Raw genomic sequence first — 13,741 nt, 5'->3', positions numbered from 1 at the left:
TTAAAACTCCGTGTGTTGAAGAACTGCCAACAACCGTCGCCAAACGATTATGGGTGGCAGCTGTACGCGGGTTGGCGAACCGGGACACACGGAACCCGGCGCACCCGAAGGTGCCCCACGCACAGCCGCCATAACACGAAGTTACAGGCATGAAAAAAGCGCCTGCTTTCGGATGGTGGGCGCTTGTGCGCCGTGTGGTCTTCGAGTCGCCAAACCCGGTCGCTGAATTTGCAGCGACGTGCGCAGGTTAGCGTGGCAAATGTTGAAGGGCAAGCGGGTGGCTTGGAGCCAATTACCCTCGTTCAGAACCGGCATATGGTGCCCAGATGCGGGCAGCTTCCGACCCTGAGTCGCGTTAGGGAGGTAAGTGTTCTGATATCCTCGCGGATTGCTGAAAACGTGACGGCTTTCCGACAGAAGCTACCGCTCGAGATAAGTGCTGATAGATTTTGGTTCTCAGTGCTGGTAGATGAAGCTGCACACCATAAGACCCAAATACGAACGCCTCGAGCTCAGTAGCCCTCATTCTTGAGCAGCTAAAGTTACCTATGGCAAATTCGCCAGCTCTAGCGTGTCGAAGCGTTGGCTGCGCTCACCGGGGCGTCCTAAAATCCGTTCTTTTTACCAAACATTGGTTTCCGCATGGCCACGTACGACACAAGCGCTATTCGCCGTGAGTTAGGGGCAATTTCTTGGGAAGAGTTCTTTACTGCTTATGGCACGGCGTCTGATGTTCCTTCTGACATCGAACGCCTTTTCTCATCGGATTTTTCCATCGCAAAGCGGGCATCTCATCAGCTCTGGTGTGGGTTGTGCCATCAGCATGCATTCGTTTCATCTGCTGCTTTGCCTGCGCTACCCTTCTTGATGACCGCTCTCAATCAAGCGCCCGATAATTTGAAGATTGAAATCCTCGACATCATTCTGGGATTTGCCAAGTGCTCGAAGTTTCAATTGTCTCAAGATTGGGCTCTAAAACTCCGGGCAGAGCTGGTCAAGGAGCTAGGTTTTTTTGAAGTTCTCTCAACGTCGGGAAATCCTGAAGTGGCTGATTTTTCTGTATGGGTGTGCCAAGAGCTCTCCACAAATTAGAATGTCTAGTACGGCGTTGGTGCGAGCTGCGGTTGATTGCTTTACGTAAACGCTGTTTGTAACCAGCTACTCCAACGTCATGTGTGGCAGTGAGAGAATTTACAGAGGGCTTCAACAGATGGCTGTGAGTTCCCGGCTAAGCACAATCGACCCAGCATTTGAAAAAGCACTGGATGTCATGCCGGTATCTGAGCGCTCACTTTCCGTTTCTAAGGCCGTATTGTGGGTGGCAAAGGACCTTGGCCTTGATAGGCAGCATATGGACATGATGATTGAGCAGATGCAGGGCAGCCGCTTGCAGGCATTAGCTCAGGAGTTCGATGAGCGATATTTTGAGCTTCAAGACCTATGCGATCCTGATCATCTATATTGCTTCGCAAAGGCTCGCTGCTACAGTGCAGCTGCGTTCTTGGTGGAAGGGGATTTCTATGAAGCAATATATGAAGCAGTTTCTGCCACTAACAAGCCAAAAAAGATTCTGGCATTTCTTGAACATACTGAGTAGATAACTCTGTTCTTAGGTGTCTGGCGCGCGCATGAACGCTATCGACCAAGCACGCTCTCGAGTCCATTGCAGTCCTGAAGTTGCGCCGTGAACTCAAGCAGTTCTGTAAACGCTCAAGTCTTGCGCTTACGATGGCAGAGCGTGAGGAGATATCTCGTTGAATCGAAAAGGAGCGGATTTATTTATTAGGCAAGCTTACCGCTTCTGATCGAAGGCCACCGCTCGCCAACGCCCTCGCTCCCCGCCTTCCATCGACAGCCCACCCTGCACGCCTCACCCCGGAATCTGCGACAATCCCACCTTTTCCGCGACCGCCCGAGCCTGATGACCGACGCCCCCTTCGATATCGCCGCCCTGCAGAACAACCTCGACCACGCCATGATTGCCGACCGCCATCGTTTGCGTCGGCAGTTGCATGAGCTGCAGAAGAGGCCCGACGAGGCCAAGCAGGCGCAGTGGCTGGAGCGTTTTCAGGCGTCGTGCGCGAAGGTCGAGGCGCGGCGGTTGAGTGTGCCGGTGATGCGTTATGACGACGCGTTGCCGATCGCGGCCAAGCGCGACGAGATCAAGGCGGCGCTGGCCAAGCATCAGGTGCTGGTGATCGCCGGTGAGACCGGTTCCGGCAAGACCACCCAGTTGCCGAAGATCTGCCTGGAGATCGGCCGTGGCCAGCACGGCCTGATCGGCCATACCCAGCCGCGGCGGCTGGCGGCGCGTAGTGTGGCGACGCGGGTGGCCGAGGAGATCGGTACGCCGTTGGGTGAGCTGGTCGGTTATCAGGTGCGCTTCGAGGATCAGAGCAAGGACAGTTCGCTGATCAAGCTGATGACCGACGGCATTCTGCTCGCCGAAACCCAGCATGATCGCTATCTGGAAAAGTACGACACGCTGATCGTCGACGAGGCCCACGAACGCAGCCTCAACATCGACTTTCTGCTCGGTTACCTGAAGACCCTGCTGCCGCGTCGGCCCGACCTCAAGGTGATCATCACCTCGGCGACCATCGATCTGGATCGCTTCAGTAAACACTTTAATGATGCGCCCATCGTCGAAGTCTCCGGCCGTACCTATCCGGTGGAAACCTGGTACCGGCCGCTGGCGGCCGAAGTGGACGAGGAGGGCGAGCGCCTGCTCGACGACCTCACCGTCGATCAGGGCATTCTCGCCGCGCTGGACGAGATCGCCGCCCATGAGAGTGCCGAGGGCAAGCGTCCGGGGGATGTGCTGATTTTCCTGCCGGGCGAGCGCGAGATTCGCGATGCCGCCGAGGTGCTGCGCAAGGCCAACCTGCGCTTTACCGAAGTGCTGCCGCTGTATGCGCGGCTGACGCCTGCCGAGCAGCAGAAGATCTTCGCGCCCATGGCCGGGCGCAAGATCGTGCTGGCCACCAACGTCGCGGAAACCTCGCTGACGGTGCCGGGCATTCGTTACGTGATCGACAGCGGCACGGCGCGGATCAGCCGTTACAGCTACCGCGCCAAGGTGCAGCGCCTGCCCATCGAGGCGGTTTCCCAGGCCAGCGCCAACCAGCGCAAGGGCCGTTGCGGCCGGGTCGAACCGGGCATCTGCGTGCGCCTGTACAGCGAGGAGGATTTTCTCGGCCGGCCGGAATTCACCGACCCGGAAATTCTGCGCACCAACCTGGCGGCGGTGATCTTGCAGATGCTGCACCTGCGCCTGGGCAGCATCGAGGATTTCCCCTTCATCGAGCCGCCGGATGGCAAGGCCATCAGCGATGGTTTCAACCTGCTGCAGGAGTTGTCTGCGGTCAATCGCGAAGGGCAGCTGACCCCGCTGGGTCGCCAGCTGGCGCGCCTGCCCATCGACCCGCGCCTCGGCCGCATGGTGCTGGAGGCCGCCAAGCTGGGCAGCCTGCAGGAGCTGCTGATCGTTGCCAGCGCGCTGTCGGTGCAGGACCCGCGCGAGCGGCCGATGGATCGCCAGCAGGCGGCCGACCAGGCCCATGCGCAATGGAAGGATGTGGATTCCGACTTCGCCGCGCTGATCAACCTCTGGCGCGGCTTCGAGGAGAAACGCCAGGAGCTGGGTTCCAACCCGCTGCGCAGCTGGTGCAAGAAGAACTTCCTCAACTACATGCGCCTGCGCGAGTGGCGCGACTCCCATCGCCAGCTGGTGTTGCTGGCGAGGGACCTGCAACTGGGCGACAACGCTTCCCGTAGGAGCCCGCTTGCGGGCGATTCAGCGCCAGCAGGTCCAGCCGAAAAAGCCGTGCAGGCAGCGCCTACCACCGACACCAAGGTCAATGTGATCCTCCGTGAGCAGGCCGAGGCCAGTGAAGCAGCGCAGCGTGCCAAGGGCTATGCGGCCGTGCACAAGGCGATTCTCAGCGGCCTGCTCAGCCAGATCGGCCAGAAAGCCGAGGAGGGCGATTTCCTCGGCGCCCGCCAGCGTCGCTTCTGGGTTCATCCGTCGTCGGTGATCGGCCGCAAGAAACCCAACTGGATCATGGCCGCCGAGCTGGTCGAGACCACCAAGCTGTTCGCTCGCCAGGTGGCCAAGATCGAGCCGGACTGGATCGAGCCCCTGGCCGGTCACCTGATCAAGAAGAACCACTTCGAGCCGCACTGGGAGAAGAAGCGCGGCCAGGTGGTGGCGTACGAGCAGGTCACCCTGTACGGCCTGATCGTGGTCGGTCGCCGCCCCGTGCATTACGGGCCCATCGACCCGCAGGCGTCCCGCGAGCTGTTCATCCGTGAAGGCCTGGTGCGTGGCGAAATCAACAGCCGCGCCAAGTGCCTGAACGCCAACCGTGTGTTGCTGGAAAGGCTCGACGAGCTGGAGGCCAAGGCTCGCCGTCGCGACATTCTCGCCGACGAGGAAACCTTGTTCGCCTATTACGAGGCGCGCATTCCCGGGGACATCTACCAGACGGCGACCTTCGAGAGCTGGTACAAGCGCGAGAGCGGCAAAGATCCGCAGTTGCTGATGATGCGCGAGGAAGACGTGCTGGCCCGCGAGGCGCTGGAAGTCACCGCCGCCCAGTATCCCGATACCCTGCATATCGGTGAGCTGCAGTTGCCGCTGACCTACCACTTCGAACCCAACCACCCGCGTGACGGCGTGACCCTGCGCGTGCCGGCGCCGCTGTTGCCGCAACTGCCGGGCGAGCGCCTGGAGTGGCTGGTGCCGGGGCTGATCGAGGCCAAGGCCATCGACCTGGTGCGCGGCCTGCCCAAGGCGCTGCGCAAGAACTTCGTACCGGTGCCGGATTTCGTCGGCGCAGCACTGAGCAAGCTCACCTTCGGCCAGGGCAGCCTGCCGGAAAGCCTGGCTCGCGAGCTGCAACGCATGACCGGTGCGCGTATCGACGAGCAGGCCTGGGTCGAGGCGACCCGGCAACTCGAACATCACCTGAAGATGAACATCGAAGTGGTCGATACCCACGGCAAGCTGCTTGGCGAAGGCCGCGACCTGGCCGAGCTGACTGCACGCTTCGCCGAGGCCAGCCAGGCCGCGCTGGCCATCCCGCAAGCCGACAAGGTGCAGAAACCGGTGGAGGCCAAGGGCTTCGCCCAGGTCGCCGAGAAGACTCAACAGAAGGTCGCCGGGCTGTCCATGACCGTTTTCCCGGCGCTGGTGGAAGAGGGCGGTGTGGTCAAGGAAGGGCGCTTCCCGACCCAGGCCGAAGCCGAGTTCCAGCATCGCCGTGCCCTGCAGCGCCTGTTGCTGCAACAGTTGGCCGAGCCGGCCAAGTTCCTGCGTGGCAAGTTGCCGGGGCTGACCGAGCTGGGGCTGCTGCACCGCGAGCTGGGCCGGGTCGATGGGCTGGTCGAAGACATTCTGCTGGCCAGCCTCGACAGCTGCATCCTCGAAGGCGAGCAGCCACTGCCCCGTGACGGCGCCGCGCTGGCCGCCCTGGCCGAGAAAAAACGCGGTGCCTGGGCCGACCACGCCGAGCGGCTGGCCCGCCTGACCCTGGACGTGCTCAAACTGTGGCACGGCCTGCAGAAGCGCTTCAAGGGCAAGATCGACCTGGCCCAGGCGGTGGCGCTCAACGACATCAAGGCGCAGCTGGGCAATCTGGTCTATCCCGGTTTCGTCCGCGAAACCCCTAGCGAATGGCTCAAGGAGGTGCCGCGCTATCTCAAGGCCATCGAACAGCGCTTCGACAAGATCGCCGCGCAACTGCAACGCGACCGGGTGTGGAGTGGCGAGCTGGCCGGCTACTGGGAGCAGTACCAGGCGCGCCTCGGCAAGCACCTGCAAGAGGGCAAGCGTGACGCCAATCTGGTGCTGTACCGCTGGATGCTCGAGGAGTATCGCGTGTCGCTGTTCGCCCAGCAGTTGGGGACGAAGATGGCCGTGTCGGACAAGCGCCTGAGCAAGCAGTGGAGTCAGGTGGAAGGCTGATCTCGCCCTGGTAGCCTGGGCCGCTGTTGTGGGAGCGCGCCACGCGCGCGATTCTGCGTCTCTGCCCGCTCCACGCTAGCGGCTGAGCAGGGTAGCCATCGCCAGCTGCCGCCTGGACCGATGAGTTCTAACCGCAAGACAATCAAACGCCTTTCAGGCGGTGGAGCGCGATGTCTGGTTTTTCATGCGAGCGGGTCATAAACGGTCAGCTCGCTACCTCGGGGTTGCCTGAGCCGTTGGTGCCCTGGTGGAGTTTCACCAAAACCGTGCTGGCGGCGACCGCCCTGACCCTGGTGCGTGATGGGTTGGTGTCGCTCGACGAGGTCGTGCTGGGCGGCCCCTTCACGTTGCGGCAACTGCTGAAACACGAAGCTGGCCTGGCCGATTACGGTGAGCTTGCCGACTACCACGCCGCCGTTGCCCGTGGCGACGAGCCCTGGCCCGCCAGCGAAATGCTCGAGCGCCTCGATGCAACGCGTCTGCGTTATCAGCCTGGGGTTGGCTGGGGGTATTCCAATGTCGGCTACCTGTACGTCACCCGGTTGATCGAGCAGCTCAGCGGCACCTCGCTCGGGAGCGCCATCGAGCAGCGGGTGTTGCAGCCACTTGGCGTGCCCGAGGTTCGTCTGGCGAAGACCCCGGCGGACTTGCGCGACGTCGATATGGGCAGTGCAGCCGCCTACCACCCTGGCTGGGTTTATCACGGCTTGCTGGTGGGCAGCGTGTCCGCCGCCGCCTTGCTGCTGGACCGCTTGCTGGGTGGCAGCCTGCTGCCTGCCGAGCTGTTGGCGCAGATGCAGGAGCGGCGCGTGCTGGGTGGCCCGATTGCAGGGCGCCCCTGGACGGTCGCTGGCTATGCCCTGGGGTTGATGCGGGGCGATATCGAGGGCGGCATCCTGCTAACCGGCCACACCGGGGTAGGGCCGGGCAGCGTGATCGCGGTTTACCGCTGCACCACGGATGCCGGTACGGCGACCTGCGCGGTGTTTCAGAAAGACGCCCGTGAAGGCGATGTGGAAGCAGAACTGGTCGCCTCGCTTGTTGGCTGACGACTGACGCTTGACCCAGCCGCCAGCGCGGTGCCGCAAAGGTGGACGATAAAAGCGTTGTCCACCTTACGGCTGGGCCATCGTCGATGACCAGCGATCGGCCGTCGTAGGGCGGATGTCGCTCTTTACATCCGCCGTGCTGGATCGATGACGCGCGATCCACCCTGGGGTTGCTCGGGCAAGGCGTTCTTCTGCAGGCGTTGGGGATTTATTTCTGTTGTGCGTGGTCATTCACGGTGGATTGCGTGTTGCTTCGTCATGCTTGTTCAGCGACATCGCCACCGACCTGTGTGCACATAAGGAGCATGTGATGGAAATGAAGATATTGGCCAGCGGTATTGGCGCAGCTCTGCCCAAGACCAGCATTGGTTTCAGCCTGTTCAGCGGTGTGTATATCCAGCTAAGACGTTCGAGCAGCGACCAGCCGCAGACGTTCGGTATCGCCTCCGGTCCCGAGATCGGTGGCAACAGCGGTACGCTGATCGCCGGGCATATCGAAACGGCGTGGATGAAGATCGACACGACCAAGCACGCCTGGCTGTGCAGTCGCTCTTCACTGGTTGGCAAGCTGGGTGAGGTGGAACTGAAGGGGACGCTGGCCTTCAGTGGCACCGTGGACGTGAATTTCACGATCTATGACGCGAACAACGAATCCACCTTCTCGCTCAGCCGGATCAAGGTCGAGTCCAAAGGCGGGCAGTTGGCGGACACCAAGATTCGTGGCGTGATCAAGGACATGATGGGCAAGACCCAGAACGGGAGCGCGCTCTGTGCACAGCCGTGACTCGGGTCGATTCCCTCGTCTGAAGACACTGTGCAACCTGATCCTGCTGGTGCTTCAGCTGATTACCGTGGCGGCGTACTGGGGCCTGGTGGATGCCAGGACCGATTACATGGCCATCAGTCAGGGGCTCTATCCCGACAGCGAACTGCTGATGAACAGCCGGCTCGCCGACTGGCTGGTTTCCATGCCAGCGATGGCGGTGGTGGCTGCCGTCTTCGTCGCGAGCGTTGCCAAGGAGTTTGCCGGTCTTTCCAGAGGGCGGCGGATCCTGCTCAACCTGGTGCTGCTGATCGCCCTGGCGGCGGTGTTCGGTCTCGCGGCCTCTCGGCTCCATCCCGTCGTTTAGCGGAGAGTCTGGTCTTTGGGCGCTCTGCGCCCGCTTTGCCTGGGCGCCTGGGGCGCGGACCGTCGTGCGGATCAGGCCATATCGCTTTCTCGGAACTCTTCGGCAAGGAAGTCGATCAGCGTGCGTACCGAGGGCAGTAGGCCGCGGCGGGAGGGGAAGATGGCGTGGACGATGCCGCACTTCGGTTCCCAGCCCGGCAGCATTTCCACCAGGGTGCCGGCATCCAGGTCCTCGCGCACCGCGACCCGCGGGACGTGGGCAATACCGACGCCGGCCAGGGCACCGTGGCGCAGGGCGATCAGGTCGTCGGTGACCATGCGCGGGCGATGGGGGATCAGCAGCTTTCCCTCATCCGGGCCGAACAATTCCCACTGGTATTCACGCTGCGAGCCACCCCAGTGCAGGCTCGGGAGCTGGCCCAGATCGGCGGGCTGAAAGTTCTTCGGCAACTGCTTGAGGAAGTTCGGGCGGCCGACCAGGCACTGTCGGCTGTTGCCCAGTACCTTCATCACCATGTCGGTGTTTTCCAGCGGCGGGAAGCGCACCCGCAGGGCGATGTCGAAGCCTTCGTGGAGCAGGTCGACGCGCCGGTTGGTGCTCTCGATGAACAGCTCAACGGCCGGGTAGCGCAACATGAAACGGGTCAGCATCGGCCCGACCCAGGAGTTGAGCAGGGTGGTCGGGCACGCCAGGCGCACCAGGCCGCGAGGCTCGCTGAGGTTGCGTTCGATCACTTCGGCGGCACCCTCGGCCTCCACCCGCATGGCCACGCAACGCTGGTAGTACTCCTGGCCGATTTCCGTGAGCGAACAATGGCGGCTGGTACGGTGCAGCAGGCGCACGCCGAGGCGCTCCTCGAGCAGGGCGATGCGTCGGCTGAGCTTGGACTTGGGTATGTCCAGAGCGCGGCCTGCGGGGGCGAAGCCGCCGTGCTCCACCACTTGGGTGAAGTAGTAGAGGGTGTTGAGATCTTCCATCGGTATACCGTTCTGAAAATGGAACGCTGTGGGCGAATTTTGCTGTCTGGTGCATCAAGGGTGTCGAATTTAATCTTTACCACATGCAGCGACAACTGCACGACACCAAACGAATCCAGCCGAACGACTCGGCAGCCCACTGAAAATAGAGGATCGCGCCATGACCACTTCCTTCACCTACAACCGCCTCGACAAAGACAACGCCGTCGTTCTGCTGGTCGATCACCAGGCTGGCCTGCTCTCGCTGGTGCGCGACATCGAGCCGGACAAGTTCAAGAACAACGTGCTCGCGCTGGCCGACCTGGCCAAGTTCTTCAACCTGCCGACCATCCTTACCACCAGCTTCGAAACCGGCCCCAACGGCCCGTTGGTACCCGAGCTGAAGGCGCTGTTCCCGGATGCGCCGTACATCGCTCGCCCTGGCCAGATCAACGCCTGGGACAACGAAGATTTCGTCAAGGCGATCAAGGCCACCGGCAAGAAGCAGCTGATCATCGCCGGTGTGGTGACCGAGGTGTGCGTGGCGTTCCCGGCGCTGTCGGCGCTGGAGGAGGGCTTCGATGTCTTCGTGGTGACGGACGCTTCCGGTACCTTCAACTCGATCACCCGTGACGCCGCCTGGAACCGCATGTCCAACGCCGGCGCTCAGCTGATGAACTGGTTCGGCGTGGCCTGCGAGCTGCACCGCGACTGGCGCAACGATGTGGAGGGGCTGGCGAAGATCTGCTCCGACCACATCCCGGACTACCGTAACCTGATGACCAGCTACGCGGCCCTGACCGGCAACAAGTAAAGGCCATTCGGCGAGCATGAAGGCACCTCCGCGCAGGTGCCTTTTTCTCGTTGGCATGCAGCGCCCCGCCATCGGCAAAACGCCGCTGCGCCTGATCGGCCGGGACACATGAGGTCATAAACGCCCCCTCTGACCGTAGGGCCATTAACCCGAACCTTTCAGCAGGCGCCTTCGTCGTACCAGTACCACCAACGTGCTGGAGAGGGTAATGCTGACTGATCCGAAGACCCGCTATCGACCCTATACCGACGCAGCCGGTGGCTGGGGGTCGGCCAAGTCCGTGGCGCGTATCGTGCTGCGTGAACAGGCGGTGGTGAAGATCGGCGCGGCGTTGCTCAAGCAGAACAAACCCTCGGGGTTCGCCTGCGTGAGTTGTGCCTGGGCCAAGCCCGGTGACACCCACCCCATGGAGTTCTGCGAGAACGGCGCCAAGGCCACGGCCTGGGAGCTGACCGCGAAACGCACCGGCCCGGAATTCTTCGCCCGGCACCGCGTGGCCGAATTGCGAAACTGGTCGGCCTACGCGCTCGAACAGCATGGCCGGCTGACCCATCCGATGCGCTACGACGCCAGTACCGACCGCTACGAGGAAACCAGCTGGGAAGCCGCCTACCAGGAAATCGGCGCCACCCTGCGAACGATGGAACCGGACGAGGTGGTGTTCTACGCCTCCGGGCGCGCCTCGCTGGAGGCCTCGTTCATGTATCAGCTGTTCGCCAGGGCTTATGGCACCAACAACCTGCCGGACAGTTCCAACATGTGCCACGAGAGCACGTCGGTGGGCCTGCAGGAAAGCATCGGCGTACCGGTCGGCACCGTGACCCTCAATGATTTCGAGCACACCGACTGCCTGCTGTTCTTTGGCCAGAACGTCGGCAGCAACAGCCCGCGCATGCTTCATCAGTTGCAGGAGGCGCGGCAGCGCGACGTGCCGATCATCACTTTCAATCCGCTCAAGGAGCGTGGCCTGCAGCGCTTCGTCAACCCTCAGTCACCAGGCGAGATGCTCGGGCCGAACTCGACGCAGATCAGCACCCAGTACCATCAGGTGGCGATCGGTGGCGACACCGCTGCGGTCACCGGCGTGGCCAAGGCGCTACTGGATCTGCACGACGCGGCCCTGCAGCGCGGTGAGCCTGGCCTGCTGGACGACGCATTCATCGCTACCCACACCAGAGGCGTCGAGGACTTCATCGGTTATGTGCGCGAGCAGAATTGGGCCGAACTGGAGTCCATCACCGGGCTCAGCCGTGGCGCCATGGAAGCGACGGCGCTGACCTATGCCCAGGCGCAGCGGGTGATGATCGTGTATGGCATGGGCCTGACCCAGCATCGTCAGGGCGTGCAGAATGTGCAGATGCTGGTCAACCTGCTGTTGCTGCGCGGCAATATCGGCAAGCCTGGGGCGGGTATCTGCCCGGTGCGTGGGCACTCCAACGTGCAGGGCCAGCGCACCGTGGGTATCGCCGAAGACCCGGCCAAGGTGCCGGTCGACCTCATCGAGCAACACTTCAAATTCAGCGTGCCTGAGAAGGTCGGGCTGTGCACCGTCGACGCCTGCAGCGCCATGCTCGACGGGCGGGTGCGCGGCTTCGTCAGCCTGGGGGGCAACTTCATTCGGGCGGTGCCCGATACCGCTCGGATGGAGCCGGCCTGGCAGCGCCTCAAACTCAACGTACAGGTGGCCACCAAACTCAACCATTCCCATCTGTTGCCGGGTGAGCAGGCCTGGCTGCTGCCGTGCCTGGGGCGCATCGAAGCCGATCGGCAGGATGGCGTCGAGCAGAGCCACAGCACCGAGGACAGCACCGGTTGCATCCATGGCTGGCACGGCAGCAGCGCGCCGGCCAGCGAGCACCTGCGCTCCGAGCCCGCGATCATCGCCGGCCTGGCGCTCAGTACCTTGTCACCGCAGGTCGCCATCGACTGGGACGGCTGGCGCCGGGACTACTCCCTGATCCGCCAGGCGATCGCCACGATCTACCCGGAGATCTTCCGCGACTTCAATCAGCGCATGTGGGAGCCGGGCGGTTTTCACCGGCCCCTGGGCGCGGCGCAGCGTGAGTGGGCCACCGCGAGCGGCAAGGCGCAATTCGTTACCCCGCGGCGGTTGAGCGTCGATGATGACGTGCAGGCACCCTATGTGCGGCGTGACGTGCTGCAATTGATGACGATCCGCAGCAACGACCAGTTCAATACCACCATCTACGGTTACGACGACCGCTTCCGCGGCGTGTATGGCACCCGCTCGGTGATCTTCATGAACACCGACGACATCGTCCGCCTTGGGCTGGCAGCCGGCGACTGGGTGGACGTGACCACCGCGGTGCAGCCGGAAATCGAGCGGCGGGTCGGGCCGCTGCAGATACTCGCCTACGACATTCCCCAGGGTTGCTGCGCGGCCTACTACCCGGAGTGCAACCCGCTGGTGCCGCTCTGGCATCATGCCGAGCGCAGCAAGGTCCCGGCGGCCAAGTCGATACCGGTGACGCTGCGTCTCAGCGATGCGGTGGCGCCAGGTGACACCCTGCCACAGCATTCGGCAGTGATTGCTTCGCAGCGTTAGCCGCTGCTCGGGCACGGCGCCTAGCTGTGCCACGCCGCTGAGGTACTGCGCGACCGACCGCCAGAGCGATCGGCCCGCGCAGTGCGGCATCAGTCCTGCTGACGAATCTTGCGCTCGGCTTCCTGGGACTTCTCCCGGATCTTCTGCGCTTCCTGCTCCTTGGTCTTGATCGAGGTCGGGGTGATGACGCGGTCGATGGCTTCGGTTTTCTCTCCTGGCCTTTGAATCTCCTTCTTCACCACGTTGACGTCGTCGCCTTGCACATCCTTGGCCGGAGCGTTCGGTGGGGTCTGATCGATCGGTGTGTTGCTCATGTCGTTCTCCTCGTTGGCGAATGGGCTCTACAGTTAGGAGGCCGATCCGACGGGTGAGTTCGGACAATTCCCGTCTGTATCCGGATGCTTCCAAATGGCCGTTTCACGGCCCCCCGGGTGCAGAAACTCGGAATCTCTGGTGCTGACCCGGATCGAATGAAAGGACGTTCGACAACCACGATGCTGGAGAACAAACATGGGCGAATTCAGGATTTATCTCGACGACGAACTGCTGTGTGCAACCCGCTCACCGGTGCTCGCACAGGCTGCCTGGCACCGCGCGTCGCGTGATGCCAGGGTGGCCGAGGCGGGCGGTACGGTACGTGCTTACGAGGGCGAGGTGACCGTGGCGGAAATGCACCCGGAACCTCGGGTTGGTCATCCCTGGCCGGACGGCCGTGATCGGCAGGCGGATCTACGCGACGTATGGGACAGCCTGTTGCGGATGCTCGCGCAGCAAGGGCTCGATGACCAGGCGCTGACCGATGCCCTGAACCGCTTCGGCCTGAAGACCAGCAGTGTGCAGGCGACGGTGCATGATGACCTGGGAGGGCGGACGATTCCGTCGGCGGCGGAGCTGGTGGTATTGCTCGAGGCGATCCAGCAGGCGCAGCCAGATACGCGCTCGCGGACTGATGCTGGCGGTTACTGACGCAGGATAGTGTTCATGCGGTGGCGTTCGAAGATAGCCGGGGTTTCGGCGCGAACCCGGTCTTCGATCAGCTGAATGATCGCGAACACTTCCATGGGTGTCAGTGACGTTTTGCAGGGAATGTCACTGACATGAATGGCGGTGGATGAGTCGGGCTCTTCGAGGGTGACGCTCATGCGCGTGGGAGAGTCCAGGGACGCTTGTACAATAATTGGCGAGAAATAGTTGTACAACAGGGCCATCGCGTCCAGAAATCTCATTGTTGCCACAATAATCGCTCTCGACGTCAAGC

The 13,741-nt window shown here is 62.4% G+C and carries 12 protein-coding genes; 9 read left to right on the top strand and 3 right to left on the bottom strand.

Annotated features, from left to right (window positions below; genetic code table 11):
* Positions 1–642: 642 nt before the first annotated feature.
* The 6 genes from QRN22_RS13550 to QRN22_RS13525 all read left to right on the top strand — a co-directional run bounded on the left by QRN22_RS13550 (position 643) and on the right by QRN22_RS13525 (position 8,147).
* A complete protein-coding gene (locus QRN22_RS13550) occupies positions 643–1,092 on the top strand; it encodes a hypothetical protein (protein ID WP_156152642.1) in 450 nt (149 codons plus the stop codon).
* A gap of 118 nt (positions 1,093–1,210) precedes the next feature.
* Complete coding sequence (locus QRN22_RS13545) at positions 1,211–1,597, top strand: hypothetical protein (protein WP_042552167.1); 387 nt, start codon at positions 1,211–1,213, stop codon at positions 1,595–1,597.
* Between the two features lie 324 nt (positions 1,598–1,921).
* Complete coding sequence (gene hrpA, locus QRN22_RS13540; RefSeq protein ID WP_042552168.1) at positions 1,922–5,968, top strand: ATP-dependent RNA helicase HrpA; 4,047 nt, start codon at positions 1,922–1,924, stop codon at positions 5,966–5,968.
* A gap of 170 nt (positions 5,969–6,138) precedes the next feature.
* A complete protein-coding gene (locus QRN22_RS13535) occupies positions 6,139–7,017 on the top strand; it encodes a serine hydrolase domain-containing protein (RefSeq protein ID WP_042552169.1) in 879 nt (292 codons plus the stop codon).
* Positions 7,018–7,327: 310 nt separating this feature from the next.
* The gene (locus QRN22_RS13530) at positions 7,328–7,801 is read left to right on the top strand and encodes a hypothetical protein (protein ID WP_042552170.1); all 474 of its coding nucleotides are present in this window, start codon (positions 7,328–7,330) and stop codon (positions 7,799–7,801) included.
* Positions 7,788–8,147 carry a hypothetical protein gene (locus tag QRN22_RS13525; RefSeq protein WP_042552171.1) on the top strand — a complete coding sequence of 120 codons (360 nt, stop codon included), beginning with the start codon at positions 7,788–7,790 and terminating at the stop codon, positions 8,145–8,147. Before QRN22_RS13530 ends, QRN22_RS13525 begins: the two co-directional genes overlap by 14 nt.
* Positions 8,148–8,218: 71 nt before the next feature.
* Here QRN22_RS13525 and QRN22_RS13520 read toward each other — a convergent pair whose 3' ends face one another.
* On the bottom strand, positions 8,219–9,124 hold the full coding sequence (locus QRN22_RS13520; RefSeq protein WP_042552172.1) for a LysR substrate-binding domain-containing protein: 906 nt from the start codon (positions 9,122–9,124) through the stop codon (positions 8,219–8,221).
* 160 nt (positions 9,125–9,284) lie between these two features.
* Between QRN22_RS13520 and ycaC the strand changes: the two genes are divergently transcribed.
* Both ycaC and QRN22_RS13510 read left to right on the top strand, forming a co-directional pair.
* Entirely contained in the window at positions 9,285–9,917 is a 633-nt protein-coding gene (ycaC, locus tag QRN22_RS13515) for an isochorismate family cysteine hydrolase YcaC (protein ID WP_042552173.1), read from the top strand.
* Between the two features lie 208 nt (positions 9,918–10,125).
* Entirely contained in the window at positions 10,126–12,483 is a 2,358-nt protein-coding gene (locus QRN22_RS13510; RefSeq protein ID WP_042552174.1) for an FdhF/YdeP family oxidoreductase, read from the top strand.
* Between the two features lie 89 nt (positions 12,484–12,572).
* On the opposite strand, the gene QRN22_RS13505 is transcribed toward QRN22_RS13510, so the two are convergent.
* Positions 12,573–12,797, bottom strand: coding sequence for a hypothetical protein (locus QRN22_RS13505; RefSeq protein WP_042552175.1), 225 nt, complete (start codon positions 12,795–12,797; stop codon positions 12,573–12,575).
* Positions 12,798–12,993: 196 nt separating this feature from the next.
* Between QRN22_RS13505 and QRN22_RS13500 the strand changes: the two genes are divergently transcribed.
* A complete protein-coding gene (locus tag QRN22_RS13500) occupies positions 12,994–13,449 on the top strand; it encodes a hypothetical protein (RefSeq protein ID WP_042552176.1) in 456 nt (151 codons plus the stop codon).
* Here the strand turns inward: QRN22_RS13500 and QRN22_RS13495 are convergent.
* Positions 13,443–13,691: a DUF1652 domain-containing protein gene (locus QRN22_RS13495; RefSeq protein ID WP_042552177.1), complete on the bottom strand. Its 249-nt coding sequence runs from the start codon at positions 13,689–13,691 to the stop codon at positions 13,443–13,445. The genes QRN22_RS13500 and QRN22_RS13495 overlap by 7 nt on opposite strands.
* Between the last annotated feature and the right edge of the window lie 50 nt (positions 13,692–13,741).

This window comes from Pseudomonas sp. MEJ086, assembly GCF_030209025.1.
In the GTDB taxonomy this organism is placed as follows: domain Bacteria; phylum Pseudomonadota; class Gammaproteobacteria; order Pseudomonadales; family Pseudomonadaceae; genus Aquipseudomonas; species Aquipseudomonas fulva_A.
This window is presented reverse-complemented; position numbering and strand designations above follow the sequence as displayed.